Origin of the sequence: Rhodoferax sp. (assembly GCF_030653815.1) — a bacterium.
Lineage (GTDB): Bacteria > Pseudomonadota > Gammaproteobacteria > Burkholderiales > Burkholderiaceae_C > Rhodoferax.
This window is the reverse complement of record NZ_JAURYQ010000031.1, coordinates 1-24,452: the sequence shown is the minus strand read 5'-3', so window position 1 is coordinate 24,452 and position 24,452 is coordinate 1. Positions and strand designations below refer to the sequence as shown.

Here is a 24,452-nt window from a genome sequence, read left to right as displayed (position 1 = left end):
CTGTGGCGTTCAACAGCTAGGGTTTACCCTGAATGCGGGCTCAAGCCTTGCGCATGGCTTGTTTCAAATCGCTCATCCAGTGGGGCGCGATGCGGCTGGCCAACTGCTGCTGCACCGGTTGTACGGCTTGGCGCAAGCGGGCGCGCTGGTCCGCGCCGAGGCGATGAACGCGCGTGGTGCCAGCCTCCCGCAGGGCTTGCAGTGCCCGGTCGTTCTGGGCATCGGCAATCTGGTTGGCAAAGGCCAGTGACTCCTGCAAAGCCTGGTCGATCAGGGCACGGTCGTCGGGCTGCAGGTGCTGCCAGAAACGTTGGTTGGTGACCACCGCGTAGCCCAGGTACCCGTGCTCGGTCAGACTCAAGTCGCTTTGCACTTCGTGCATGGCCTGGGTCCAGAAGTTGGACACCGGGTTCTCGGTGCCATCGACCACGCCAGCGGCCAGGGCGCGGCGGGTTTCACTGAAGGCCAGCGTCACGGGTTTGGCGCCCAGCGCCCGCATTTGCGCCGCGATCACGCGGGACGCCTGCACGCGCATGCGCAGGCCCGCAAAATCCCTGGGCTCCAGCAGCGGTCGGTTCGCGCTCATCTGCTTGAAGCCGTTGTCAAAAAACCCCAGTCCGACCAGGCCCTGGCGCGGCAGCCCTTGCAACAGCTTGCGGCCCAGCGGCCCCAGCGTGATGTGCCGTACCGCGTTCAAATCGTCAAATAAAAAAGGCAGGTCGAAGAGCTCGAACTCGGGCAGGCCGATGCGGCCAAATTTGGACAACGAGGGTGCCACCAGGTCCACGGCTCCCAGCTGCAGCGCCTGCATTTCGTCATGGTCACCGTACAGCTGGGCGTTGGGGTACACCTGCACACTTATGCGCCCACCACTGCGCTGCTCGACCAGCACCTTGAAGCGGTTGGCCGCCAGGCCCTTGGGGGTTTCTTCGGCCACCACATGGGAGAAGCGCAGCGTGATCTCGGGCCGGGGCGTGGCAGCCGTGGCGCCGGGCAGAACCGCGCTGCCTGCCAGGGCGGCAAGCCAGCTTCGGCGGTTGACGGCTGAAGGGCAGGCGGGGGTGTTCACGGTACGTGATTATGCGGGTGTGCTCGCTGGCTTAAAAGTCCCGGTGGGTTTGTTCACCCCGGCCAGGGCTGGGGCAGGCGCCGCGTTGTGGTTCAGGTGCAGCGTCTGGGTCGGGAAGGCGAATTCAATGCCGTGCTCGGCAAAGCTGCGCACCAGTTTCAGGTTGATGGCCTGCTGCACATTCATGAACACGTTGTAGTCGGGTTTGCGCACGTAGTACACGGTCTCGAAGTCGAGCGAAAAAGCGCCAAAGTTTTTGAAATGGGCTCGGTCAAAACGGGCGTCGGTTTGTGCTGCCACGGCTTGCTTGATGAGCTCGGGAATCAGTTCCAGTTTTTCCGCCGGCGTGTCGTAAGTGACGCCAATGGCAAACAGCGCCCGGCGCTCGTTCATGCGTTTGTAGTTGTGGATGCGGCTTTGCAGCAGGTCGCTGTTGGACAGCACAATCTGTTCACCGCCCAGGCTGCGAATGCGCGTGGTTTTCAGGCCAACGTGTTCTACCGTGCCCATCTCGTCGCCCAGAATGATGAAATCGCCAATGGCAAAAGGCTTGTCAATGGCGATGGTGAGCGAGGCAAACAGGTCGCCCAAAATATTTTGCGCCGCCAGGGCGATGGCAATACCGCCAATGCCCAGGCTCGCCACCAACGCTGTGACGTTGATGCCCAGGTTGTCCAGCATCGACAGCAGCACCAGCACCCAGACGACGACCTGACCCAAAAATGACAGCAGTGACAGCGTCATGGCGCGCGCGCCCTGGTTTTCCTCCTCGCCACGCGAAAAGTGGTAGCGCAGCCAGAAAATCAGCCCGCGCGAGGCCCAGAAACCTAGCTGCAGGATCAGCGCGATGATGAAGATGCGGTCCACCCACTTTTCCAATGATGCCGGCAGGGTCAGAAAATGGCTGCCCAGGTACAGGCCAATGGCGGCTACCAGCAGGACGCGGGTGGCTGACAGCACGTCGAGGAGAAAGTCGTCAATGACGGTCTCGGTGCTTTTGGCAACCCGCTTCAGGTAGTGCAACACCAGCCAGCGCAGGGCCAGCAGCAGCAGCATGAAGGCAGCCGCTGCCAGAGCGGCGGAGGTCCAGTCGTTGAGGGTGTTGTTGTCGATGAGTTTTCGGAACATGCGTTTACCAGCCCCACAGCAGTCGGCGCGCGATCCAGCCCTTCAGACCGCCCTCGCGCTGCACCCTGACCCAGTCGTTGCGGTGTTCCAGTGTGCGCAGCACTTCACCGTGATCCGCCTTGGCCAAAATGCGGCTTCGGGTACCGGGTGCACTGCGCACATTGGCCACGCGCGACTTGACCACCAAATGGGGCGTTTTGCCCACCAGCGGGCGGAACACCCAGCCGGTGTCGTTTTCGAAGTCACGCACCTTGAGCCATTGACCCTGGCGGCCCGTCACCTCCAGCGGGTAGCCCCGGGTGAGTGTCCACAACGCGGCAGTTTGCGTGCCGGCACCTGCGCGCATGTTGATCTCTGCTCTGTCGACGCTCACCATCTCGCGAGCTTGCAGTGCTGCCGTTGACGCCACCAGCGTGAGTGCCGCCAGTGCGCGTGCCCATTTTCCTAAATTCAACATGAGAGCCCTTTGTTTTAAGTTGCATGGCATCCGGGTGACCTTCGCCATGTGAGACATGCAGGCATCACTCGTGCGAGTGATGCGTTAGAAAGGCGCGGCTTAAGTGGCCTCTTCTGCCTTGGGCGGCACCATGGCGGCAATGAGGTCGCTCATCGTGATGCTGCCCAGCAGTTTGCCCCGGCTGTTGGTCACGTTGGCGGCGTCCTTGCCCTCGGCGCTGAGCACCCGCGCCACTTCTTCGAGCACCAGGCTGGCGTCCACGCTGGGGCCGTCCACCGTGATGCCGGGGGTCATCAGCGTGCGGCAGCGGATCACGCGGCCGCGGTTCACGTCCTTGATGAAGCTGCTGATGTAGTCGTCTGCGGGTTTGAGCACGATTTGCTGGCCGGTGCCCTGCTGAATCACTTCGCCGTCACGCAGGATGGCAATGCGGTCGCCCAGGCGCAGCGCTTCTTCGAGGTCGTGGGTGATGAAGACAATGGTTTTGCCCAGCTCTTGCTGCAAGTCCAGCAGTACCGACTGCATGTCGCTGCGGATCATCGGGTCGAGTGCCGAAAAGGCTTCGTCCATCAGCAAAATCGGCGCGTCGTTGGTCAGGGCGCGGGCCAGGCCCACGCGCTGCTGCATGCCGCCCGAGAGCTGGTTGGGGTAACTGTCTTCGTAGCCCTTGAGGCCCACGCGCTCGATCCAGCGCGCAGCTGCGTCCCGGCGTTTTTTGTGCTTGACGTGCTGCACCTGCAGGCCGTATTCGGTGTTTTCCTGCACCGTCAGGTGCGGAAACAGGGCAAAGTTCTGGAACACCATGGCGGTGCGTTCGCGCCGGAAGTGGCGCAGCGCGCGCGGGTTCATGGCGATCACATTTTGATCACCGGCCCAGAGCTCGCCGGCGGTGGGTTCGATCAGCCGGTTGATGTGCCGGATCAGGGTGCTTTTGCCCGAGCCTGACAAGCCCATCACTACTTGGATGCCGCCGCCGGGCATGTCGATGTTGATATCGCGCAGGCCCAGCACATGGCCGTGCACGTCGCGCAGCTCCTGCTTGCTCATGCCTTGTTGCACGGCGGCCAAATGCTTTGAGGGGTTGGGGCCGAAGATCTTGTACAGATGTTTGATCGAGATGTTGACCGCATTGCTCGGCACGCTGTCCGGCCCGGCCCTGGCGGCCGATGTGGGGGTCAGGTCCTCAGCCATGCACCACCTCCAGGTGTTTCTGCAGTCGCTTGCCATAGGTTTGCGACACGCGGTCAAAAATGATTGCTATGCCGACAATCGCAAGTCCGTTGAACATGCCCATGGTGAAGTACTGGTTGGCGATGGCCTTGAGCACCGGTTGGCCCAGGCCCTGCACGCCAATCATCGAGGCAATCACCACCATCGCCAGCGACAGCATGATGGTCTGGTTGATGCCGGCCATGATGGTCGGCAGCGCCAGTGGCAGCTGTACCTTGAACATTTTTTGCCACATCGAGGCGCCAAAGGCGTCAGCCGCCTCGAGCAGGTCGGTGCTGACCAGCCGGATGCCCAGGTTGGTGAAACGGATCACTGGCGGAATTGCGTACACCACCACCGCAATCATGCCCGCCACGCGGCCAATGCCCAGCAGCATCACCACCGGAATCAGGTAGACAAAGCTTGGCATGGTCTGCATCACATCGAGCGCGGGGTTGATGGCGCGCTGCAGCCGGTCCCAGCGGCTCATGGCAATGCCAATCGGCAGGCCCACGGCCAATGCCACGACGGTGCAGACAAAGATCATCGAGATCGTCTTCATGGTGTCGATCCACATGCCAAAGTAGCCAATGGCGAGCAGGGTGAGCACCGTGCCGAGCGTGATCTTCCAGGACCGCGAGCCCAGCCAGGCGATCAGGGCAATCGCACCGATCACCACAGGCCAGGGTGACTGGGTCATGAGGCGCTCCGAGAAAATCAGGAACTCGCGCAGCGGGTCAAACAGGCGCTCCAGCGTTTCACCGTACTCTCGCGAGAAAGTTCTGAAACCCCCGTCAATGAAGCGCCGCAGGCTGCTGAGTTGCTCGGCGCCCATGGTGGGGAATTCGATCAGGGTCGTCATGGTGCTCAAAGGCTGGCTTTGACTTTGTCGGCCACCGCGGGGCTGACCCAGGCGGTCCAGATCTCTGGTCGGGATTTCAAAAAGTACTTGGCGCCGTCTTCGCCGGTGGCCTGGTTGTCGCTCATCCAGGCCAGCAACTGGTTGACCGTGTCGTTGCGCCAGCTGCGCTGTGCCAGGTAGTCGTAGGCCGGGCCGCCGATGCTTTTGAAGCGATCGGTCACCACGGTGTAGACCACGGCCTTGGGCCAGTCGCTCTTGACCGGCTTGCTGCAATCCACCTTGGTGTTGCAAGCCTCAAAGCCCTCCTTGTCGAGTGGCACGCCGGCGTCGAGCTTGACCATCTCGTATTTGCCCAGGATGGACGTGGGCGCCCAGTAGTAACCCAGCCAGCCCTGCTGACGCTCATAGGCTTTGGCAATTGAGCCGTCCAGCCCGGCGGCCGAGCCGGTGTTGACCAGCACGAATCCCTTTTTGGCGGCACCCCAGGCCTTGAAGGCGGCGCCCGTGGTGAGCTGGCAGGCCCAGCCCGCCGGGCAGTTGTAAATGCCGCCCCGGTCCTTCACTTCGGGCGCCGGAAACAGTTGGGGTTGCTTCAGGGCGTCGTCAATGGTCTTGATCTCGGGGTGGGCGTCAGCCAGGTATTTGGGAATCCACCAGCCCTCCACGCCGCCGTCTTTCAACGACTCGGCGGCGTAATGCAGGCGGCCTTCTTTCACGGCCAGGTCGAGCGGTTGACGCACCGCGTTGATCCAGGCCTCGGGGGCCACGTCAGGCTTGCCTTTTTCCATCATGGCGGTGAGCGTGGGCATGGTGTCGCCGGGCACCAGTTCCACATCGCAACCGTAGCCGCTGCTCAGAATCAGTTTGTCGATGTGGGCCAGTACCTCGGCCGACTGCCAGTTCATGTTGGCCACCGTGACTTTGCCGCAGGCCTGGGTCACCGCCGGTTCAGCCGCTGCCGCGGGCGTTGCGGGTTCTTCCTTCTTGCCACAGGCTGCCAGGGTGACGACGGCGGCCAGCACGGTCAAAGAGAGTTTGGGGAAGTGGTTCATGGGGGCTCCTGGAAATTCAAAATTCAATACAAACAGCTCCGCAACGGGCGTCGCACCGGGGTGATCAAGAGCGCGATTGCGGGGATGTGTTGTGCTTGAGAAAAGCAAGTTTATTACTTTTGCACAAATGTATTTTGTTACATTGAACCCCATAAGTCAAGCATATCAATCAAGCTTGATATGCCTTATGAGTTTTTGAAAGTCTGAATTTGCTGGTTAACGACCTGGTTTATCGCAATGCGGCAGGCGCGGTTTTGTCTGGTGTCAGGCGGTCTTCGAGCTCACCAATGTAGGCGCTCAGCGAGTTGCCTGACTGCTCCACACTGGTGCGCAAGCTGTTTTCCAGCGCGTCGATTCGCGCCACCAAGGCTTGCTGTGCGGCCTTGTCCTGCTCGGCGCTCTGTTTCATGCCAGTCTCCAGAAAGCTGCGCAGTTCGGTAAATCGCGAGGCCTCGGCCTTGTCGGCCAGCTCGCGGTGGGTCTGCAACTCCTTGGCGTTGCGGCGGGTGTCCATGAGCACATTGGACTGCAGGTACAGCACGTAGACCAGGCCATAGGCCACCACGAAAATCAGCAAGCCCAGCATGATCAGGCCGAGCGGCGCATGCAAGGTGGTGAGGCCCAATGACAGCGGTGTGTCGGCCATGAAAACGCTCCAGTTGAGCACGGTGAAGGCGCCAATGAGGACGAGGACCAACAGCAAAACTAAACTTCGAATACGCATGATGGACTCCTGATGGTTGATGTGAGGCTTGACTTTAGAAAAGCTTGTGTTTCAGGATACACCAAAGACTATCATGCGCTTCTCGCACCTCCTGGTTGTCCATGACCCCAAGCCCTGTTACTGTTGCTGATGCCTCCTTTGACTTTGCCCTGTTGCAACAGTCCGCTGCGCGCACCGGCAGCCGCAACCGGCGCGCGCTGTGGTGGCTGCTGGGCCTGCTGGCTTTGTTGCTGGGTTCGGTGGTCACGCTGCTGCTGTACCTGAATAATTTTGAAGCCGAAGAGGCGGCGCGGCGCCGGGCGGCCGACGCCCAGTGGCTGGAGCAAAGCGTGCAATTTCACTTCAGGCGGCTCGAAGACGATTTGCTGGTGCTGTCGCGCCAGGCGGTGCAACAGAGCACCGGAGTGGGCGCCTTGTTGCCAGAGCAATCACCTGAGCTCAAAGCAGGTTTGCTGTGGCGTGAGCCGGGGGTTATTTTGTCCAGCGGCTGGATCCCGGCCGGGCAACTCGACGACCCGCGCGTGGGCCCGGCGCGCTGGTCGGTTGACTGGGACGCCCACGCCGACAACGCCGAGGCATTGGCGCTGATGCAGAGCACCAGCCAGGGCCTGCGCCGCGCTGCCTATGCCGGCCTGATGCGCGACAGCAAGGGCATCCCGAACGATGTGGTGTGGCTGGCCGTGCCCTTTTTTGACCGCGGCCAGTTTGCCGGCAATTACCTGGTGGCGGTGTCACTGAACCAGGCGCTGCGTGCCTTGTTGCCGGCCTGGTTCATGCAGGACCACCGCGTGGAATTGCTCACCACCGAGGCGATTGAGACTCCGGAGATGGATTACCGCGCGGCCTTGAACCTGCCAGGCACCGACCTGTTTGTGCAGGTGGCCCTGACCCAGGTCCAGCCCACCACCGTGCCGCGCATTTTCTTTTTGGTGGCCCTGCTGTTTCTGTCGGGCATGTTGGTAAGCCTGTACGCCTTGCGCCGCGACTTCATCAAGCGTCAGCAGGTGCAGGCCTTGCTGCAGGCCCAGGTGGCACTGCGCACGGCCATGGAAAACTCGGTCACCATTGGGTTGCGTGCCTGGGATCTGGGCGGCAAAATTTTGTACGTGAATGATGCGTTTTGCCGCATGGTGGGTTACAGCGCGGTCGAACTCATTGGCCGTACCATCCCGTTCCCGTACTGGCCGGTCGAGCAGATCGATGCCTTGCAGCGGGTGCATGACGGCATCATGCTGCAAGGCACCAGCGGCGAAGGCGTGGAGGTGCAGTTCCAGCACGCCGACGGTCACCTGATTGATGTGCTGATCCACGAGGCGCCGCTCAATACCGCCACCGGGGAGCAGATTGGCTGGATGAGTTCGGTGCTGGACATCAGCGAGCGCAAACGTGGCCAGCGCATGGCCGCGCAGCAGCAGGAAAAGCTGGAAGCCTCGGGCCGTCTGGTGGCGGTGGGTGAAGTGGCCTCGACCCTGGCGCACGAACTGAACCAGCCGCTGGGCGCCCTGAGCAGCTTTGCCAACGGCCTGCTGAATCGGCTCAATGATGGCAGCATCGAGCTGCCCGAATTGTTGCCGGTGGTGCAACGCATGGCCCGGCTGGCCGAGCGCGCCGGCGGCATCATTCAGCGCGTGAATGCGTTTGCGCGCCGGCGCGAGCTGTCGCCGCAAAGGCTGGATCTGGTCAAATTGCTGCAGCGGGTCATGGGCTTGTTTGGCGATGACAACGCGCCCACACCCGCCTGGTCCTTGCCCGACCAGCGGGTCTGGGTGGAGGTGGACGAGTTGCTGTTTGAACACTTGGTCAACAACCTGGTGGGCAACGCACAAGACTGGGCACCGCATGGTGACCAGCGCCCGCAAGTCTGGGTGGAACTGCGCGTGGACCCGGACCAGGGCATGGCGGTGCTGAGCGTGGCCGACACCGGCCCGGGCGTCAGCGACGATGCCCAGGCCACCATTTTCAATGCTTTTGTCAGCAGCAAGGAGGGCGGCATGGGCATGGGCCTGGCCATTTGCCGCTCGATTGTGGAGGCCCACCACGGCCGCATCGTGGTCAGCCGCGACCCGCTGCTGGGCGGCGCCTGCTTTACCGTGACCTTGCCGCTGGCCAAACCCCGCCAAAGCAAGGAGCTGCCATGAACCGCCCCCGCGTGCACATTGTTGACGACGACCCCGACATCCGCGACGGCCTGGCCTGGCTGTTTGACTCGCGTGGTTTCCAAAGCGCCACCTGGGACGGCGGCCTGCCATTTTTGGCCGCGGCGCGTGCCCTGCAGGGGGACTGGGGTCAGGCGGTGGTGTTGCTCGACATGCGCATGGCACCGCTCACGGGCAGTGTCACCTATGAGCAGCTGAAAGCCCTGGGTTGCCCCTGGCCGGTGCTTTTTTTGACCGGCCATGGTGACGTTGGGTCAGCGGTGGCGGCGGTCAAACAGGGCGCCTGGGACTTTCTGGAAAAACCGTTTCAGGACAACGAACTGGTGGACCGTGTGCAGCAGGCGCTGGCGGCGGCCAATGCCGCGCTGCTGGATGACTCCGAGACGCAGCGCCTGCGCCAGGCGCTGGTCTCTTTGAGTCCGCGTGAGCGCGAGGTGCTCGATGAACTCATCCGCGGCCATTACAACAAGAACATTGCCGACCACCTGGGCATCACGCCGCGCACGGTCGAGTTCCACCGCGCCAACATTTTTGAAAAGATGGGTGTCGATTCGGCGGTTGAACTGGCGCACAAATTGGGTCGGCTGGAGCCGCTGGGCTGAGTTCTGTTCACGGCACAATGGAGCCTGTGCCCGCGAACAGCGGCGACTTATTGCGTTACCCCAAGGAATTCAACCATGAGCAAACCCATCAAACGCATTGCCATCAACACCGGCGGCGGCGACGCCCCCGGGCTCAACGCGGTGATCCAGTCGGTGGTGATTGCCGCCAGCAACCGGGGCTGGGACTGCTATGGCATTCGCGACGGCTTCAATGGCATTTTGTTTCCGGAGCGCTACTCGGAAGGCGGCGTGGCGCGGCTCACGCGCGACCGGGTGCGCGGCATTGGCCATTTGGGCGGCACCATTCTGGGCACCACCAACAAGGGCAATCCGCTGAAGTTTCCGGTCAACATGCCCGACGGCACGGTCCGTGAAATTGACCGCTCCGATGAAATCCTGGCCTACTTTGGCACCCACGAGATAGATGCCCTGGTGTCGATTGGTGGCGACGGCTCCCTCACCATCGCCAACGCCCTGCACCAAAAAGGCCTGCGTGTGGTGGGTGTGCCCAAGACCATTGACAACGACCTCGACAAGACCTTCACCACCTTTGGGTTTGACACCGCCGTGGGCTTTGCCACCGAGTGCCTGGATCGCCTGCACAGCACCGCCGAAAGCCACCAGCGCGTGATGGTCGTGGAGGTGATGGGCCGCTACGCTGGCTGGATCGCCCTGCACACCGGCATTGCCGGCAACGCCCACGCCGTGCTGATTCCGGAAATTCCTTTTGACCTCGACAAAATCGAGGCCAAGTTGCGCGCCCGTGACAGCGAAGGGCGGCTGTATTCCATCGTGGTCGTGGCCGAAGGCGCTCAGGCCATTGACGGCCATCGCGAACTGTTGGCGCCGGCAGAGGTCGGTCATGCCGAACGCCTGGGCGGTGTGGGTGAGCGCGTCGCCCACGCCATTGCCGAGCGAACCGGCAAGGAAACCCGTGTGGTGGTGCTGGGCCACCTGCTGCGCGGCGGCAGTCCCACGTCGTTTGACCGCCTGTCGGCGCTGCGTTTTGGCGCCGCGGCCGTGCGCGCGCTGGACGAAGGCCAGAGCGGCATCATGGTGTCGCTGGGCCTGGACGGTGTGGACTACGTGGCACTGGAGGAGGTGGCAGGCCGCATGAAGGCCGTGCCGCTGGACTGCGACACCTTGCAAACCGGACGCGACCTGGGTATTTGTTTTGGTGATTGACAGTGTTGTTCCAGAAGCCTTGACGGCTTCGGCTTCCCTGCTGGTGGTGTGTCTGTGTGCCGAGTGGTGTGGCGTGTGCCGCGACTATCGGTACGGCTTTGCGCAGGTGACGGCGGCCGTGCAGGCGGATCACCCGCAGGCGCAGTTTGTCTGGCTTGACATCGAGGACGATGCCGACCTGCTGCACCCGCTGGATGACGTGGATGATTTCCCCACGCTGTTGATTGCCGTGGCGGGTGTTCCGCGCTTTTTTGGCCTGATCACGCCGCAGCCGCAGACCTTGGAACGGTTGGTGCGCAGCTTGGCTGAAAGCGCGTCCGCCAGGCCACTGGCCGAGCCGGCCTTGCACGCCGCGGTGGCGCGGATCCTGGCCGCCCGGGCGGCCGCTTGAACCCGCATCCGTTTTTTTCCGACCGCAAGGTGGTCGTGTTGTTGGCCTGCCTGTGCTGCCTGTTGTGGGGCAGCGCCTACCCGGCCATCAAGAATGGCTATGCGCTGTTTGCCATTGGTGCCGCCGACGTGCCGTCCAAAATGGTCTTTGCCGGTTACCGCTTTGTCATTGCCGGTGCCTTGCTGCTGCTCATGGCGCGCCTGACGCAGCGCCCGATCTTCAACCTCGACGGCACCAAGCTGCGTCAGATCACCACGCTGGGCCTGACACAAACCTCCTTGCAGTACATTTTTTTCTATGTGGGACTGGCCTACACCACTGGCGTCAAGGGTTCGATCATGAACGCGACCGGCACGTTTTTCAGCGTCCTGCTGGCCCATTTCATTTACCACAATGACCGCTTGAGCCTGAACAAAGTCGTTGGTTGCCTGGTGGGCTTTGTCGGCGTGATGGTGGTCAATTTCAACAAGGACCTGCTGGACTTTGACTTCAGTCTGCTGGGAGAAGGCTCGGTGGTGATGGCGGCCTTCATTTTGTCGGCCGCGTCGATTTACGGCAAGAAAGTCTCGCAGTCGATGGATTCGATCGTCCTGACGGGTTACCAACTCGGCATCGGCGGCGTGGCACTCTTGCTGGGCGGTTACCTGACGGGCGGCACGCTGACCGGGTTCACGCTGGCATCCACCACGCTGCTGCTTTACCTGGCCGTGTTGTCGTCGGTGGCCTTCGCCTTGTGGACCATCCTGCTCAAGTACAACCGCGTCGGCATGGTGACCATCTTCAACTTCCTGATCCCGATATTTGGTGCCATTTTGTCGGCCATCTTTCTTGGCGAGAGCATCCTTGAGTGGAAAAATGTGTTCGCCCTCGTGCTGGTGTGTTCAGGCATCTGGCTGGTCAACAGGGAAAGCCGGTAGCCTGGATGGAGCCCAGCGCCAAACTATTTTTGTAGCAGCAAGCGGGCCAGGTCCTTGCCTGCCACCAGCGTCACGCCCTGCGCCTTGGCAAAACGTTGGGCGGTGTCACTGACCGGTGCCAGGCTGAGGTATACGCACTGATGTGCCTCCTGCGCTTCTTTGGCGGCGACCAGGTCGCGCAGCGCTTCCACGCCGTGGTTGGCCGCTTTCCATCGCTTGCAGCTCACCAACGTGCCTTGGGCACCTTTGACCAGCAGAAAATCGGCTGCCGGGGTGTTGAGGCGTGTGACAGTAAAACCCTGCTCGACATAGACTTGCCCGATCAGGGCCGAAAAATCCCGCCACGACATGGCGCTTACGCGCGTCAACATGTCGGTCACGCTGGCTGCGCTGGGCGCTCGCCACTGTTTGCGCGCCGCTAGCACGGAGATCACCAAAAACGGAAACCCACCCATCACGCCAAAGCCCACATAGCGATCGGGCAGCAGCGCAAAGGACAGCAGCGTGAACCCGGCGACGATGAGCAGGCTGATCCACCAGGGTGAGCGCAGCAAAATCGCAAACAGCGAGTTTTCGGACATTTTCAGTTTCATGGGGATAGCTTGTCTTTGACTTCGTGAAGTTCATTTCCTGAACAGGTGGGACAACTCCTTTTTCGGCAAGGCCGTGTCACCGAGGTTCAGTTCCAGCAGACGACGAAGGCGGGTCAGGCTATCCAGGTCGATATGGCGACATTCGATGCCGATCTGTAGCCCCTTGCGATGGACAATCGCGCCTTCCATGACGATTTTCTCGCCGTCGTCACCCAGTGGGAGAACCAGGTCGCAGGAGTCGCCCAGTTCGGCGGCGACGGGCTGCGCGGTTTCGACCAGTGCGCCCTTGAGCGCGATATCCAGCAAGCGGCCATTTTGTACGCCTGCCGCCAGATGGAGCTGGATATCGGCAAGAAAGGGAATGCGCGAAAAATGGCGCAGTTGGCTGGCGTCGGCTGAATTCATGGCAAAGCTCCTGTGCTGCAACAGAACAAAATCGCCGCCTCAGGACGGCTTTTGTCATGTTAGCACCCTGCCGGCGGTCGGCCTTGGGCCACCGTGGCCAGACGCTTGACCGGTTTTGAGCAACTCGCAACGCGGACCGCCAAGTCAAGCACATCTTATTAAGCAACACCAGCCATTCAAGTCGTTTCTCCGCTGCAGTCGCGGCATCCCCCATCTGGGGGAAGTAGTTTCCCCTGTACGCGCTTGAACTTATCTCGTTACACTTTGTGACATTGGTAAATGCAGCGGAAGCTGCAGACACAAAGCTACAGGCCCCATCCCAGAATCGCTGGAAGGGCAGCTGAGTTGCTCCGGGAAATTGTTCATTTCGTAACCGGGTCTGCAGTTGTCGCTGTGTCTTGTTGTTGGCCACATCGGAAGCTGCAAATGAAATCCCTCATTTATCAGCGAATTCTTGGCTGTTGCGTCGATGGTTTGACAGTCACATGAAGTGATCAAGTACATCGAGGAAGGTGCTGATCAGTCGAAGGATAAAAATCAGCATGAAGTCGAATTTATTCCAGTGGCGGTCGCTGAAGACAAGAGTGACCCTGTTCACGCTGGCCATTTTCCTGATCGGCATCTGGTCGCTGACGTTCTACGCCAGCCGGATGCTGCGCGAGGATATGCAAGGCCTGTTGGGCGACCAACAGTTCGCGACAGTTTCTTTGCTGGCCCACCAGGTCAATCATGAACTGGACGACCGGTTGCGGTTACTGGAAGTCGTTGCCGGAGGTGTTACCCCGATCATGCTGGGCAAGCCAGCGGCATTGCAGGCCCTGCTGCAACAGCACTCGCATTTGCAAATGCTATTCAACGGTGGCGTTATCGCCCTGGGTCTTGATGGCACGGCGATCGCCGAAGTCCCGCTCACGGCCGGACGGATCGGCGTCAATTACATGGACGTTTATGCCGTGGCCACCGCACTCAAGGCGGGAACGTCAACGATTGGCCGACCCGTCATGGGACGCAAACTGCTGGCTCCGGTTTTCGGCATGGCCGTGCCCATTCGGGATCCGCAGGGCAAGGTGATGGGCATCTTGATGGGGGTGATCAATCTGGGCAAACCCAATTTTCTGGACAAGATCACTGAAAGCCGCTACGGCAAGACAGGCGGCTATTTTCTTGCGGCTCCGCAGCTCCGGTTGAATATCACTGCCACCGACAAGAGCCGCATCATGCAGCCGCTGCCCGCCCCCGGCATCAGCCCAGCGATTGATCGTTTTGTCCAGGGTTACGAAGGTACGGACCTGTACGTCAACCAAGTTGGCGTGGAGGTGCTGGTCTCGGCCAAGAACATTCCAGTATCCGGCTGGAAACTGGTGGCCAACCTGCCCACCGCAGAGGCCTTTGCCCCGATTTATTCGATGCAACGGCGCATGCTACTGGCCACGATCCTGCTCACGCTGCTGGCAGGCAGCCTGATCTGGTGGATGACCTGGTGGATGTTAAGACGCCAGCTCTCGCCAATGCTGGCTGCCACGAGAACGCTGGCCACCCTGTCGGGCACAAGCCAGCCGCTAAAACCTTTGCCCATCACCAGCCAGGATGAAATCGGCGAGCTTATCAGCGGCTTCAATCGCCTGCTGGAAACCCTGGCGCAACGGGAGACTTTGCTCAAGCAGATTCTTGACACGTCCAGCGTGGCCATCTTTCTGGTGGACAAGGAAGGGCGTATCACGCAAGCCAATCAACGCATGGCCGAGATGTTCGGTTGTTCTGTCGAAGCGCTGGTGGGAAGCGAGTATGTCGCCCTCGTGCCGCCGGCGGAACGCGAGATGAGTCGACAGAGGATGCAAGCGTTGCTGTCCAGCGAAATCCAGTCGGTGGATTTGGAAAGACTTTATTGGCGCGCCGATCGCACCGAGTTCTGGGGTAACCTGACGGGCAAGCGTTTCACCGACGCCAGCGGTGAAGATCGCGGCCTCGTTGGCGTGATTGCGGACATCACTGAACGCAAGTGCATTGAGGTGGTATTGCGAAATTCGGAGGCTCGCTATCGCAACTTCGTCGCGGAGTTGCCCTTGGGCATCGCGATTACCCAGGACGGTCTGATCAAGTACGTCAACCGGGCGCTTGTGGAAATGATTGGCTATCCCGAGAACGAAATCCTGGGCCAACCGTTCATCCCCCTGGTTGACGAAGCGGATCGTCCACGTCTGAGGGACTTGCATCAACGACGCATGAACGGAGAAGAGGTCGAGAAGTCCTATGTGGTCGGCATGGTACGCAAGGATGGTGAGGTGAGACAGTGGCAAGGCTATGTCAACACCATCGACTGGGAGGGCAAGCCTTCGGGCCTGGGTAGTTTTATCGACATCACCGAGCGCCGGCTGATAGAAGAGCAGGTGCGGCAACTGGCGTTTCATGACGCGCTCACCCAACTGCCGAACCGTCGCCTGCTCAACGATCGCCTGATCCAGGCCATGGCGGCCAGCAAGCGCAGCGCTTGCTACGGTGCACTGATGTTCCTTGATCTGAACAACTTCAAGTCATTGAATGATCAGCATGGGCATGAAGTTGGCGATTTGCTGTTGATTGAAGCGGCAGATCGACTGAAAAGCTGTGTGCGCGAAATAGACACGGTGGCACGCTTCGGCGGCGACGAGTTTGTGGTGATGCTCAGTGAACTGGATATAGATAGAGTTGAATCGACCTCACAGGCTCGCGTCGTGGCCGAAAAGATCCGTCTCACTTTGTCAGAGCCCTATCTGCTCACCATCAGGCGCGATGGGAAAGCCGCTACCAGCGTCGAATATCATTGTTCGGCGAGTATCGGCGTGGCGTTGTTTGTCAATCATGAAGCCAGCCCGGACGACGTCCTGACATGGGCTGATACGGCAATGTACCAAGCCAAAGCGACAGGGCTCAATTTGATTCGATTTTATGATCAGAACATCTGAACGGCCGGATTGGAGGACGCATTTCGGCTCATTGGTGGACAGCAGCGGGTCTTGAAGAGCCGATCAAGTGAACGTTCCTGCTATTGTCCCTGGCCCCGGGTCATGCTTTGGTCTTGAGCGGTTTCAGCGCAGTGCCAAACTTCTCGTGCAAGGGCGCGTGGCCCAGCGGCGGAAAATCAACCAGGGTCTCGGTGACCTTGCGGTCAGGGATCTGGTCGAGCAGGTGGCGAATGAGCGTGAGGCGGCCGACGCGCTGGTCATTGAAATCCACCAGCGTCCAGGGCGCAGCCTTTGAGTGGGTGGCCTTTAGCATCACGTCACGCGCCTGTCCGTATTCAGCGTATTTTTCCCGCGCTTTCAGATCAATCGGACTGAGTTTCCAGCGCTTGAGCGGGTCGGCCAGGCGCTCGGCAAAACGTTGCTCCTGCTGCGCCTGGTCCACCGTCAGCCAGTACTTGAACAGCAGAATGCCGTCGTCCACCAGCATTTTCTCAAACACCGGCGCTTGTTTCAGGAAGTCCTTGGTCTGCTGTTCCGTGCAAAACCCCATGACCCGTTCCACGCCGGCACGGTTGTACCAACTGCGGTCAAACAGCGCGATCTCGCCGGCCGCAGGCAGGTAGGGTACGTAGCGCTGAAAGTACCATTGGCTTTGCTCGCGCTCGCCGGGCTTGGCCAGCGCCACGGTGCGGCATTGGCGCGGGTTCAGCGTGTCGGCAATGGCCGAAATCACACCGCCCTTGCCCGCCGTGTCGCGCCCCTCGATCACCACCAGCAGGCGCTTGCCGGTGTGCACCAGCCAGCGCGCCAGGTCATTGAGCTCAAGCTGCAGCGGTTCGAGCTTGTCGAAATAATCGCTCTTGCCCAAGGTGGCGGGCTTGCCGTGTTTGGATTTTTTCATGGCCTCATCTTAGCCGGGGCTGGCCACATCCTTGAAGCCCCAGCGTCCCCAGAAAGGCAGGCGCAGCGCCGGGGTGTTGAAGTCAAGGCCAAAATTCAGCCCCAGCACATTGACTTCCAACCCCTCCTGCAGCCCCACGCTGGCGCCGAGCAGGCCCAGCAGGGAAATTTGTACGCCAGAACCGGACGGTGAGACACCGACCGGGCTCGTCAGCGGCCGGTAGTCCTTGCCGATGGCATTGGCCGGCAAGTCAAGCTGGAGAGCTGGCACCTGGCGCCCGATATGCGCCAGAAAGGTGTTGCTGTTGGGGCCGGGGTAGCTGCGATATTGGTCGGCAAAGGGGTAGCTGGCCACGGCGGCTTCAATGGCATCAATCATGGCGTCGACGCCCTCGCCCCGGTGATCCACCAACAGCTCGGGCGTCGCACCGTACCAGAGGCCGTCAGGCAGGGCGTAATTGCGTTGCACCACCTGGGGTGCACGCCAGCCCACCACGTCGTAACGGGTAAAAGTGATTTCGCCCTGGCGCTTGTAAATGATCCAGGGATGGACTGCAAAGAAACCGCGCCAACCGTAGGTGGGCGCCATATAGACCTGAGCGATGGCAAGCTGGGCCAGTTGCGCCGGGTCTGGCGCGATGCCGGCGGAGTGTCTGGGCGCAGTGGCCCAGCTCCGGCTTGGAACCTCAGCGGCTTGGGAACTGCCCTGCGCAAAGCCGGTTTGGGCGGCGAGGGCCAGGCAGACGGTAGCAAGGATGCGCATCAGGCGGGGAAGATTTTTCAAGATGCTTGATTATCCGGGGTGGTGTACCGGACCGCTTTTGTCAGGCCATCAAGCCACTAAACGCCGTGGCTCTGCAGTACCACCGTGCCCTTGGGTGTTTTCAGCGTCGCGACCAGGTTGGCCGGGCCGGTTTCCAGCGTCACGCCGGTGAGTCCGAGGGCCTCATACGCGGCTTGCAGCTTGTCGGCGCTGGGGTGGGTGATGGCCAGGCTTTGCAGCGACACACCCGAGCGCGGCAGGCTGTTGCGCGGGTGCAGGCGCAGCGGCTCGGCCTCACCGGCCTTGCCCCACTGGATCAGGCTCGGCAGTGTGCCGTCGAACAGGCGTTGGCCGTCTTCGCGCACGGTGATTTGCCATTGCAGCAGGCCGCGACGTGAATGGCGGCTGGCGTGTGACGCTGGGCCTCGCTCGATGCCTTGCATTCTTAAGGCCGTCCGGGCGGCCTGGATGTCATCGGTGTTGGCGACAAAATGGATCAAACGCGGCTCAAGCGCCACGGCGGCTTGTAGCGCCGCGTCGTCCATGTCGAACCAGCGCCTGGCATCCGTGTTGGCAGGCTTTTTGGCCGCCGGGTTGATCGCAATGATTTCAAGATAGGCCAGCGGATAGCCGGGGGTGGCTATTTTGAACAGGCTGTTGTGGGTGCCGAATTGTGCGTGTTCACCGCCGGGCGCGGGGGTAATGCCCAGAGTGGCTTCGCACCATTGCACGCCCTGCGCCAGGGTTTGGGCCATGACGACCAGATGATCAATTTGTGTTTTCATGGCTGAACCATACCATTGCCTGCTGGCGTGCTAAAACCACCAGACTTTGGTATAAGTTGCGCTGCGTTAACCCGCACGCAGCACCGCATTTCCCTAAACTTGAGGCTAGGTCTCACCATGAACGAAAAAACGCACACGCTCAAAGACACCGGCCTCAAGGTTACCGGGCCGCGCCAGACCATCCTGGAATTGTTTCAAACCGCGTCACAGCGCCACATGAGCGCCGAAGACATCTACAAAATCCTGCTGTCCGATAAGGTCAACATCGGCCTGGCCACGGTTTACCGCGTGCTGACGCAGTTTGAGCAGGCGGGCATTTTGAGCCGTAGCAACTTTGAGAACGGCAAGGCGGTGTTCGAGCTCAACGAAGGCAAGCACCACGACCATATCGTTTGTATGGACTGCGGCCGGGTCGAGGAGTTTTTTGACGCCGAGATCGAAGCCCGACAGAAAAAAATTGCCAAGGCGCAGGGTTACGAAATTGAAGACCATTCACTGAGTCTGTATGCGCGCTGCATCAAAACCGCGTGCCCGCATAAAAACAAGAACTGAATCAAATAATAATGAGAATGATTCGCATTTGAGATAGAATTCAGCCATTCATTCACTCGCGGAGTTTTTTCATGGTTCGTTCTTTCGCTAAATTTTCCCTTGCACTTCTGGGTTTGAGCATGGGCCTGGCTCAGGCCGCCGAGCCTGTTTTGAATTTGTATTCAGCCCGCCACTACCCCACCGACGAGGCGCTGTACAGCGGGTTCACCCAGGCCACCGGCATCAAGATCAACCGCGTCGATGCCGACGACGCCGGGATTCTGGCGCGCCTCAAGGCCGAGGGCAGCGCCTCGCCGGCGGACGTGATCCTGCTGGTGGACGCGTCGCGCCTGTGGCGTGCCGAGGTGGACGGCTTGTTCCTGCCCATCAAGTCCAAGGTGCTGGAAGGCGTCATTCCCGCCAATTTGCGCGCCAAACCGGCCGATAACGGCGGCACGCCCTGGTTTGGCCTGTCGACCCGGGCCCGCGTGGTGGTCTATGACCCGGCCAAGGTCAACGCCGCGGACGTCGATACGTTCGAGAAGCTGGCCGACCCCAAGCTCCAGGGCAAGTTGTGCATCCGTTCGGGCTCGCATCCCTACAACCTGAGCCTGTTTGGCGCCATGACCGAGCACCTGGGTCCGGCCAAAACCGAAGTCTGGCTCAAAGGCCTGGTGGGCAACATGGCGCGCTCGCCCAAGGGTGGCGACACCGACCAGATCAAAGGCGTCGCTTCAGGCGAGTGCGCCGTGGCGGTCACCAATTCGTATTACCTGGCGCGTCTGATGCGGTCCACCAAGCCCGAAGACCAGGCGGTGGCCGGCAAGGTCAAGGTGATGTTCCCGAACCAGGCCAGCTGGGGCACCCACGTCAACATCGCCGGCGGGGCGGTGGCGCGGCATGCCAAGCATCAGGACAACGCCGTCAAGTTTCTGGAATACCTGGTGAGCCCCTCAGCCCAAAAGCACTTTGCCGACGGCAACAACGAATGGCCGGTAGCCAAGGGCGTGCAGTTTGACAACCCGGCGCTGCAAGCCATGTCGGGCGGCAACTTCAAACGCGAAGTCGTGTCGATCAGCGCGGTCGGCATGAACCAGATCAAGGTTCAGCAAATGCTGGACCGGGTGGGGTTCAAGTAAGGCTGACGTAGACGTTCTGCACGTCGTCATTGGCATCAATGGCGGCCAGGAAGGCTTCCACTTCTTCCAGCTGTGCCGGGCTCAAACTGCTGGGGTCCACCGGGTTCTTGGGTTTGTAGCCCAACTTGGCCGACAACACGTTGAAGCCTTGCGCTGCCAAGGCCCGGCTTACCAGGTCCAGGTCGGTCGGGTCGGTCAGGAACAAGGTGGTGCCTTCCTCGTCGCCGGGCTCGACGTTTTGCGCGCCGGCCTCGATGGCGGCCAGTTCGGCGTCGGCGTCTTTGCTGAGAGGTTCGGCCTCGATCATGCCCACATGGTCGAAGTCCCAGGCGACCGAACCTGAGGTGCCCAACTGCCCCTTGCGAAACAGCACGCGCATCTCGGGTGCGGTGCGGTTGAGGTTGTCGGTCAGGCATTCAACCATGACGGCCACCTGATGCGGCGCAAAGCCCTCGTAAATCACCCGCTCATAGTTGATCACCTCGCCGGTGAGCCCGGCCCCCTTCTTGATGGCGCGCTCCAGTGTGTCCTTGGGCATGGACGCCTTGCGCGCCTGCTCCACCAGCAAGCGCAGGCGCGAGTTGGCAGCGGGGTCGGCGCCGCTGCGGGCGGCCAGGATGATGTCCTTGGACAGTTTGCCAAATACCCGGCCCCGGGTGTTCGCCGCCAATTCCTTGCCTTTTGCTTTCCACTGCGCGCCCATGTCTGAAATTCCTTGTTGTTGCGATGATTTTGAAGGGGCCTAGGTTATACACCCGGCGTGACACAATTCACCACTGACCGTGTGGCCATTCAAATTGGCCCCTGACGCACAACCAGATCGCAACAACCAAGGAACCCCATGCGCTTATTTGACTGGACCGAAAAAAGCCCTGACATCCTGCTGAAAGGCGGCGTGATCGCCCCCGACGAGCGCCTGCCCTGGGCGCAAACGACCGTGATGGGCATGCAGCACGTGATTGCCATGTTTGGTGCCACCGTGCTGGCACCCATCCTGATGGGCTTTGATCCCAATCTGGCTATTTTGATGAGCGGCATCGGCACGCTGATCTTCTTTGTCATCACCGGCGGCAAGGTGCCCAGCTACCTGGGTTCGAGCTTTGCCTTCATTGGTGTGGTGATTGCGGCCACCGGTTACGCCGGCCAGGGCCTGAACGCCAACATGGGGGTGGCGCTGGGCGGCATCATCGCCTGCGGGGCGCTCTACACCGCCATTGGCGTGCTGGTGCAGGTGTCGGGCACCGGCTGGATCGAGAAATTGATGCCGCCAGTAGTGACCGGCTCGGTGGTGGCCGTGATCGGCCTGAACCTGGCGGGTGTGCCGATCAAGAACATGGCGGCCAACAACTTTGACAGCTGGATGCAGGCCGCCACCTTCATCTGCGTGGCGCTGGTGGCTGTGTTCACCCGTGGCATGGTGCAGCGCCTGCTGATTCTGGTCGGCCTGCTGGTGGCCAGTGTGCTCTACGCCCTGCTGACCAACGGTCTGGGCCTGGGCAAGCCGATGGACCTGAGCGCCCTGTTCAACGCGGCCTGGTTCGGCATGCCCGGCTTTACTGCGCCGGTGTTCGACTCCAAGGCGATGTTGATGATTGCGCCGGTGGCCATCATCCTGGTGGCCGAAAACCTGGGCCACATCAAGGCCGTGACCGCCATGACCGGCAAGAACCTGGACGTCTACATGGGCCGTGCCTTCATCGGTGACGGCGTCGCCACCATGGTCAGTGGCAGTGCCGGCGGTACCGGGGTCACCACTTATGCCGAGAACATCGGCGTCATGGCGGCCACCAAAATCTATTCGACCGCCATGTTCCTGGTGGCGGCGCTGCTGGCGATTGTGCTGGGCTTCAGCCCCAAGTTCGGCGCGGTCATTCAGACCATTCCGTTGCCGGTGATGGGCGGCGTCAGCATTGTGGTGTTCGGCCTGATTGCGGTGGCTGGCGCGCGCATCTGGGTCGAGAACAAGGTGGACTTTTCCGACAACAAGAACCTGATCGTGGCCGCCATCACCCTGATTCTGGGCACCGGTGACTTCACCCTCAAGTTTGGTGACTTCGCGCTGGGCGGCATCGGTACCGCCACCTTTGGCGCCATCGTGTTGTATGCGCTGCTGAACCGCCGCGCGTCTTGATCGGTTGGGGTCAGAGCACGTTTGTTTCGCAAAGTGGTCTGACCCGCAAGGAATTAAACCAGTGCGGGCAGTTCCAGCACCGCCCGCAATCCCCCCAGCGGCGAATCGGCCAGCGTCACCTGGCCACCATACAGGCGGGACAGGTCGTCCACGATGGCCAGGCCCAGGCCCGAGCCTGGCACCTGTTCGTCGGCGCGCACGCCGCGCTGCAGGACACGATCCCGCTGACCAGCGGCCAGTCCGGGGCCGTCGTCATCCACCGTGATAACCAGGGTGTCGGCGTTGCGCCGGGCCTGGATGTCGACCCGGTGCGTCGCCCACTTGCAGGCGTTGTCGATCAAATTACCCAGCATTTCCTGTAAATCTTGTGCTTCACCGCGAAACCCCAGCGCGGGCGCAAACGGCCCGGTGTTCAGCGTCAGCTGACGCTCGGCATGGATCTGACGCATGGCGCGCACCAGCCCGTCCACCAACGGTGACACGGCTGTTTTGGCACCTGGCAGACGCGTGCTGGCCGCCACTTGGGCGCGGCTCAGGTGGTAGTTGACCTGCTGGCGCGCAATGGCCACCTGATCGCTGACCAACTGCGCCAGTTGGGCGCTGGCGGGACTTTGCTCACGCGCGGCGTCCGCCGCGTTGGCCAGCACGCTCAAAGGCGTCTTGAGCGCATGCGCCAGGTTACCAGCGTGGGTGCGCGCGCGCGCCACCACGTCGGCGTTGTGCGCCAGCACCTTGTTGAAGTCGCTGATCAGCGGCGTGATTTCGGTCGGAAATTCGCCTTCAAGTTGCTGCGTCTCGGCTTGGCGCACCTTGGCCAGGGCGCTTTGCAGTGCGCGCAAGGGCGCCAGACCGACCCGCACCTGGACCACGGCGGCCAGCATCAGGCCAGCTCCCAGCACGCCCAACGCCAACCACAGCAGGCCGTTGAAACGGGCTACCGGTGCCAGCATCAGCTGCTCGTTGGCGGCGGTGATCAGGCGAAAACTGCGGGCCTGGCCATCGGGGCTGTCTTCGAGGCGCACACTGCGCTCAACCAGCCTCAGCCGCTGGCCCTGTGGCCCCATCGCGCGGTGTTGGTGTGTGGCGCCGTCGTTCAGGATGTCTGCGGGTAGCGCCAGCACATGGTCCCAGAGTGAGCGCGAACGCAGCTGACCCACGGCCGCTGGTCGCGCGGTGGCGCTGTCGGCCATTTGATCAATCTGCCAGTAGTAGCCCGAATAGGGCCGGCTCAGACGCGGATCACCGAGCGCCAGCGTGAGTTGCGGGCGGCCCTGCGCATCCAGCGTGAACTGGGCGCTTAGCTGGTCGAGCTGGCTGGTGAGTTCGGCATGAAACTGGTCGCTGACGTGTTGCCTGAACAGGCTGCCCAGGCCCCAGCCGGCCACCAGAATCGAGGCTGCAATCCAGAACAAGGTGCCCAGCAGCAGGCGTACCCGTAGTGAGCGGCGCAGCCGCAACAGCTTCATGCCGGTTCGACCAGGCGGTAACCCAGGCCGCGCACGGTTTCAATCATGCCGGCGGGCAGCTTCTTGCGCAGCCGGGCAATGAAGACTTCCACGGTATTGGAGTCACGGTCGAAGTCCTGCGCGTAAATGTGCTCGACCAGCACGCTGCGCGACACCACCTGGTGGCGGTGGTGCATCAGGTAGGCCAGCACGCGGTACTCGTGGCTGGTCAGGCTCAGCGCCTGGCCCGCCACCACGGCGCGGCTGTGGCGGGTGTCCAGGCTCAAGGGGCCGCACACCAGCTCGGCGCTGGCATGGCCACCAGCGCGGCGGATCAATGCGCGCAGCCGCGCCAGCAGCTCCTCCATGTGAAAGGGTTTGCTGAGGTAGTCGTCGGCACCGGCGTCGATGCCGGCCACTTTTTCATGCCAGCCGTCGCGCGCCGTCAGAATCAGCACCGGCATGTTGCGACCCGCCGCGCGCCATTGGCGCAGCACCGAAATACCGTCCATTTTGGGCAGCCCGAGGTCGAGCAGCACCGCGTCGTAGGGCTCGGTGTCGCCCAGGAAGTGGGCGTCCAGGCCGTTATCGGCCAGGTCTACCGCGTAACCCGCAGCGCGCGTGCCCTCGGCCAGCTGCGCCAGCAAGGTGGGTTCGTCTTCGACTATCAGCAGGCGCATGCTTGATTTCTGTTGGTTGGCAAGGACCCCGACTTCTCGCGAATAACCGGGAAGTTATTTTTGCCCATACCCTTGGTCCTTCACCTTGCGCTTGATCACCTCGCCCGTGCGCGCGTCGACTTCCAGTTTGACCAGGGCGCCGCCCTTGCGCAAGAGCTTGACCTCGTAGACCCAGCGTGCCACGCCGTCCTGCTTTTCATGCTCCAGTTCCACATCAAGCACCTGGCCCGGGTGCTCGCGTTCCATGACCTTGCCCTCGAAAAACGTATCCCTTGCTGAGTGTTTAAATTCAGGCAAGGAGAACGGAAATGACGAAAACGGCAAGAGCGCGATACACGCTCGAATTCAAGCAAGAGGCAGTGCGACTGGTCGAGGGAGGTCAGAGC

General features: G+C 61.4%; 25 protein-coding genes and 1 riboswitch. Of the genes, 9 read left to right on the top strand and 16 right to left on the bottom strand.

What is annotated here, in order from left to right; all coding sequences use genetic code 11:
- Positions 1 to 40: 40 nt before the first annotated feature.
- The 7 genes from Q7U49_RS10500 to Q7U49_RS10470 form a co-directional block, all read right to left on the bottom strand.
- Positions 41 to 1,069, bottom strand: a complete 1,029-nt coding sequence (locus tag Q7U49_RS10500; protein ID WP_304764220.1) for a TRAP transporter substrate-binding protein — start codon at positions 1,067 to 1,069, stop codon at positions 41 to 43.
- Positions 1,070 to 1,078: 9 nt separating this feature from the next.
- Entirely contained in the window at positions 1,079 to 2,197 is a 1,119-nt protein-coding gene (locus Q7U49_RS10495; protein ID WP_304764219.1) for a mechanosensitive ion channel family protein, read from the bottom strand.
- 4 nt (positions 2,198 to 2,201) lie between these two features.
- Entirely contained in the window at positions 2,202 to 2,654 is a 453-nt protein-coding gene (locus Q7U49_RS10490) for an SH3 domain-containing protein (protein WP_304764218.1), read from the bottom strand.
- A 99-nt stretch (positions 2,655 to 2,753) separates the two neighbouring features.
- Positions 2,754 to 3,845 carry a glycine betaine/L-proline ABC transporter ATP-binding protein gene (locus Q7U49_RS10485; protein ID WP_304764217.1) on the bottom strand — a complete coding sequence of 364 codons (1,092 nt, stop codon included), beginning with the start codon at positions 3,843 to 3,845 and terminating at the stop codon, positions 2,754 to 2,756.
- Positions 3,838 to 4,725, bottom strand: a complete 888-nt coding sequence (locus Q7U49_RS10480) for a proline/glycine betaine ABC transporter permease (RefSeq protein WP_304764216.1) — start codon at positions 4,723 to 4,725, stop codon at positions 3,838 to 3,840. Before Q7U49_RS10480 ends, Q7U49_RS10485 begins: the two co-directional genes overlap by 8 nt.
- A gap of 5 nt (positions 4,726 to 4,730) precedes the next feature.
- The gene (locus tag Q7U49_RS10475) at positions 4,731 to 5,777 is read right to left on the bottom strand and encodes an ABC transporter substrate-binding protein (protein ID WP_304764215.1); all 1,047 of its coding nucleotides are present in this window, start codon (positions 5,775 to 5,777) and stop codon (positions 4,731 to 4,733) included.
- A gap of 229 nt (positions 5,778 to 6,006) precedes the next feature.
- Positions 6,007 to 6,501, bottom strand: coding sequence for a LapA family protein (locus Q7U49_RS10470; RefSeq protein ID WP_304764214.1), 495 nt, complete (start codon positions 6,499 to 6,501; stop codon positions 6,007 to 6,009).
- 101 nt (positions 6,502 to 6,602) lie between these two features.
- Here Q7U49_RS10470 and Q7U49_RS10465 point away from each other — a divergent pair, with 101 nt between their 5' ends.
- From Q7U49_RS10465 to Q7U49_RS10445, 5 genes are all read left to right on the top strand, one after another.
- Entirely contained in the window at positions 6,603 to 8,639 is a 2,037-nt protein-coding gene (locus tag Q7U49_RS10465; protein WP_304764213.1) for a nitrogen regulation protein NR(II), read from the top strand.
- Positions 8,636 to 9,259, top strand: coding sequence for a response regulator transcription factor (locus tag Q7U49_RS10460; protein ID WP_304764212.1), 624 nt, complete (start codon positions 8,636 to 8,638; stop codon positions 9,257 to 9,259). The genes Q7U49_RS10465 and Q7U49_RS10460 overlap by 4 nt, the downstream gene beginning before the upstream one ends.
- Positions 9,260 to 9,334: 75 nt before the next feature.
- A complete protein-coding gene (locus Q7U49_RS10455; protein WP_304764211.1) occupies positions 9,335 to 10,444 on the top strand; it encodes a 6-phosphofructokinase in 1,110 nt (369 codons plus the stop codon).
- Entirely contained in the window at positions 10,437 to 10,835 is a 399-nt protein-coding gene (locus tag Q7U49_RS10450; protein ID WP_304764210.1) for a thioredoxin family protein, read from the top strand. Before Q7U49_RS10455 ends, Q7U49_RS10450 begins: the two co-directional genes overlap by 8 nt.
- Entirely contained in the window at positions 10,832 to 11,752 is a 921-nt protein-coding gene (locus Q7U49_RS10445; protein ID WP_304764209.1) for a DMT family transporter, read from the top strand. Before Q7U49_RS10450 ends, Q7U49_RS10445 begins: the two co-directional genes overlap by 4 nt.
- A 23-nt stretch (positions 11,753 to 11,775) precedes the next feature.
- Here the strand turns inward: Q7U49_RS10445 and Q7U49_RS10440 are convergent, their stop codons facing one another.
- Positions 11,776 to 12,345 (bottom strand): restriction endonuclease, encoded by a 570-nt coding sequence (locus tag Q7U49_RS10440; protein WP_304764208.1) that lies wholly within the window; start codon positions 12,343 to 12,345, stop codon positions 11,776 to 11,778.
- Between the two features lie 30 nt (positions 12,346 to 12,375).
- A complete protein-coding gene (locus Q7U49_RS10435) occupies positions 12,376 to 12,750 on the bottom strand; it encodes a PilZ domain-containing protein (protein ID WP_304764207.1) in 375 nt (124 codons plus the stop codon).
- A gap of 264 nt (positions 12,751 to 13,014) precedes the next feature.
- Positions 13,015 to 13,103, top strand: a riboswitch (cyclic di-GMP riboswitch).
- Between the two features lie 189 nt (positions 13,104 to 13,292).
- On the opposite strand from Q7U49_RS10435, the gene Q7U49_RS10430 reads away from it, so the two are divergent.
- Entirely contained in the window at positions 13,293 to 15,692 is a 2,400-nt protein-coding gene (locus tag Q7U49_RS10430; protein ID WP_304764206.1) for a PAS domain S-box protein, read from the top strand.
- Positions 15,693 to 15,792: 100 nt separating this feature from the next.
- Here the strand turns inward: Q7U49_RS10430 and ppk2 are convergent, their stop codons facing one another.
- Genes ppk2 through Q7U49_RS10415 form a run of 3 tightly spaced genes read right to left on the bottom strand, consistent with a single transcriptional unit; the run spans position 15,793 to position 18,140 of the window.
- Positions 15,793 to 16,593, bottom strand: coding sequence for a polyphosphate kinase 2 (gene ppk2 / locus Q7U49_RS10425; RefSeq protein ID WP_304764205.1), 801 nt, complete (start codon positions 16,591 to 16,593; stop codon positions 15,793 to 15,795).
- A 9-nt stretch (positions 16,594 to 16,602) separates the two neighbouring features.
- On the bottom strand, positions 16,603 to 17,376 hold the full coding sequence (locus Q7U49_RS10420) for a DUF3750 domain-containing protein (RefSeq protein WP_304764204.1): 774 nt from the start codon (positions 17,374 to 17,376) through the stop codon (positions 16,603 to 16,605).
- A 56-nt stretch (positions 17,377 to 17,432) separates the two neighbouring features.
- Positions 17,433 to 18,140, bottom strand: a complete 708-nt coding sequence (locus Q7U49_RS10415; RefSeq protein WP_304764203.1) for a VOC family protein — start codon at positions 18,138 to 18,140, stop codon at positions 17,433 to 17,435.
- A gap of 117 nt (positions 18,141 to 18,257) precedes the next feature.
- On the opposite strand from Q7U49_RS10415, the gene fur reads away from it, so the two are divergent.
- On the top strand, positions 18,258 to 18,692 hold the full coding sequence (fur, locus tag Q7U49_RS10410; protein ID WP_304764202.1) for a ferric iron uptake transcriptional regulator: 435 nt from the start codon (positions 18,258 to 18,260) through the stop codon (positions 18,690 to 18,692).
- Between the two features lie 119 nt (positions 18,693 to 18,811).
- A complete protein-coding gene (locus Q7U49_RS10405) occupies positions 18,812 to 19,810 on the top strand; it encodes an extracellular solute-binding protein (RefSeq protein ID WP_304764336.1) in 999 nt (332 codons plus the stop codon).
- On the opposite strand, the gene Q7U49_RS10400 is transcribed toward Q7U49_RS10405, so the two are convergent.
- Complete coding sequence (locus tag Q7U49_RS10400) at positions 19,803 to 20,513, bottom strand: YebC/PmpR family DNA-binding transcriptional regulator (RefSeq protein ID WP_304764201.1); 711 nt, start codon at positions 20,511 to 20,513, stop codon at positions 19,803 to 19,805. The genes Q7U49_RS10405 and Q7U49_RS10400 overlap by 8 nt on opposite strands.
- Positions 20,514 to 20,651: 138 nt before the next feature.
- On the opposite strand from Q7U49_RS10400, the gene Q7U49_RS10395 reads away from it, so the two are divergent.
- Positions 20,652 to 21,941: a solute carrier family 23 protein gene (locus tag Q7U49_RS10395; RefSeq protein WP_304764200.1), complete on the top strand. Its 1,290-nt coding sequence runs from the start codon at positions 20,652 to 20,654 to the stop codon at positions 21,939 to 21,941.
- Between the two features lie 53 nt (positions 21,942 to 21,994).
- On the opposite strand, the gene Q7U49_RS10390 is transcribed toward Q7U49_RS10395, so the two are convergent.
- The 3 genes from Q7U49_RS10390 to Q7U49_RS10380 are packed head-to-tail and all read right to left on the bottom strand — an operon-like array spanning position 21,995 to position 24,312.
- Complete coding sequence (locus Q7U49_RS10390) at positions 21,995 to 23,407, bottom strand: ATP-binding protein (RefSeq protein WP_304764199.1); 1,413 nt, start codon at positions 23,405 to 23,407, stop codon at positions 21,995 to 21,997.
- The gene (locus Q7U49_RS10385) at positions 23,404 to 24,066 is read right to left on the bottom strand and encodes a response regulator transcription factor (RefSeq protein WP_304764198.1); all 663 of its coding nucleotides are present in this window, start codon (positions 24,064 to 24,066) and stop codon (positions 23,404 to 23,406) included. Before Q7U49_RS10385 ends, Q7U49_RS10390 begins: the two co-directional genes overlap by 4 nt.
- 54 nt (positions 24,067 to 24,120) lie before the next feature.
- Positions 24,121 to 24,312: a PepSY domain-containing protein gene (locus Q7U49_RS10380; RefSeq protein WP_304764197.1), complete on the bottom strand. Its 192-nt coding sequence runs from the start codon at positions 24,310 to 24,312 to the stop codon at positions 24,121 to 24,123.
- Between the last annotated feature and the right edge of the window lie 140 nt (positions 24,313 to 24,452).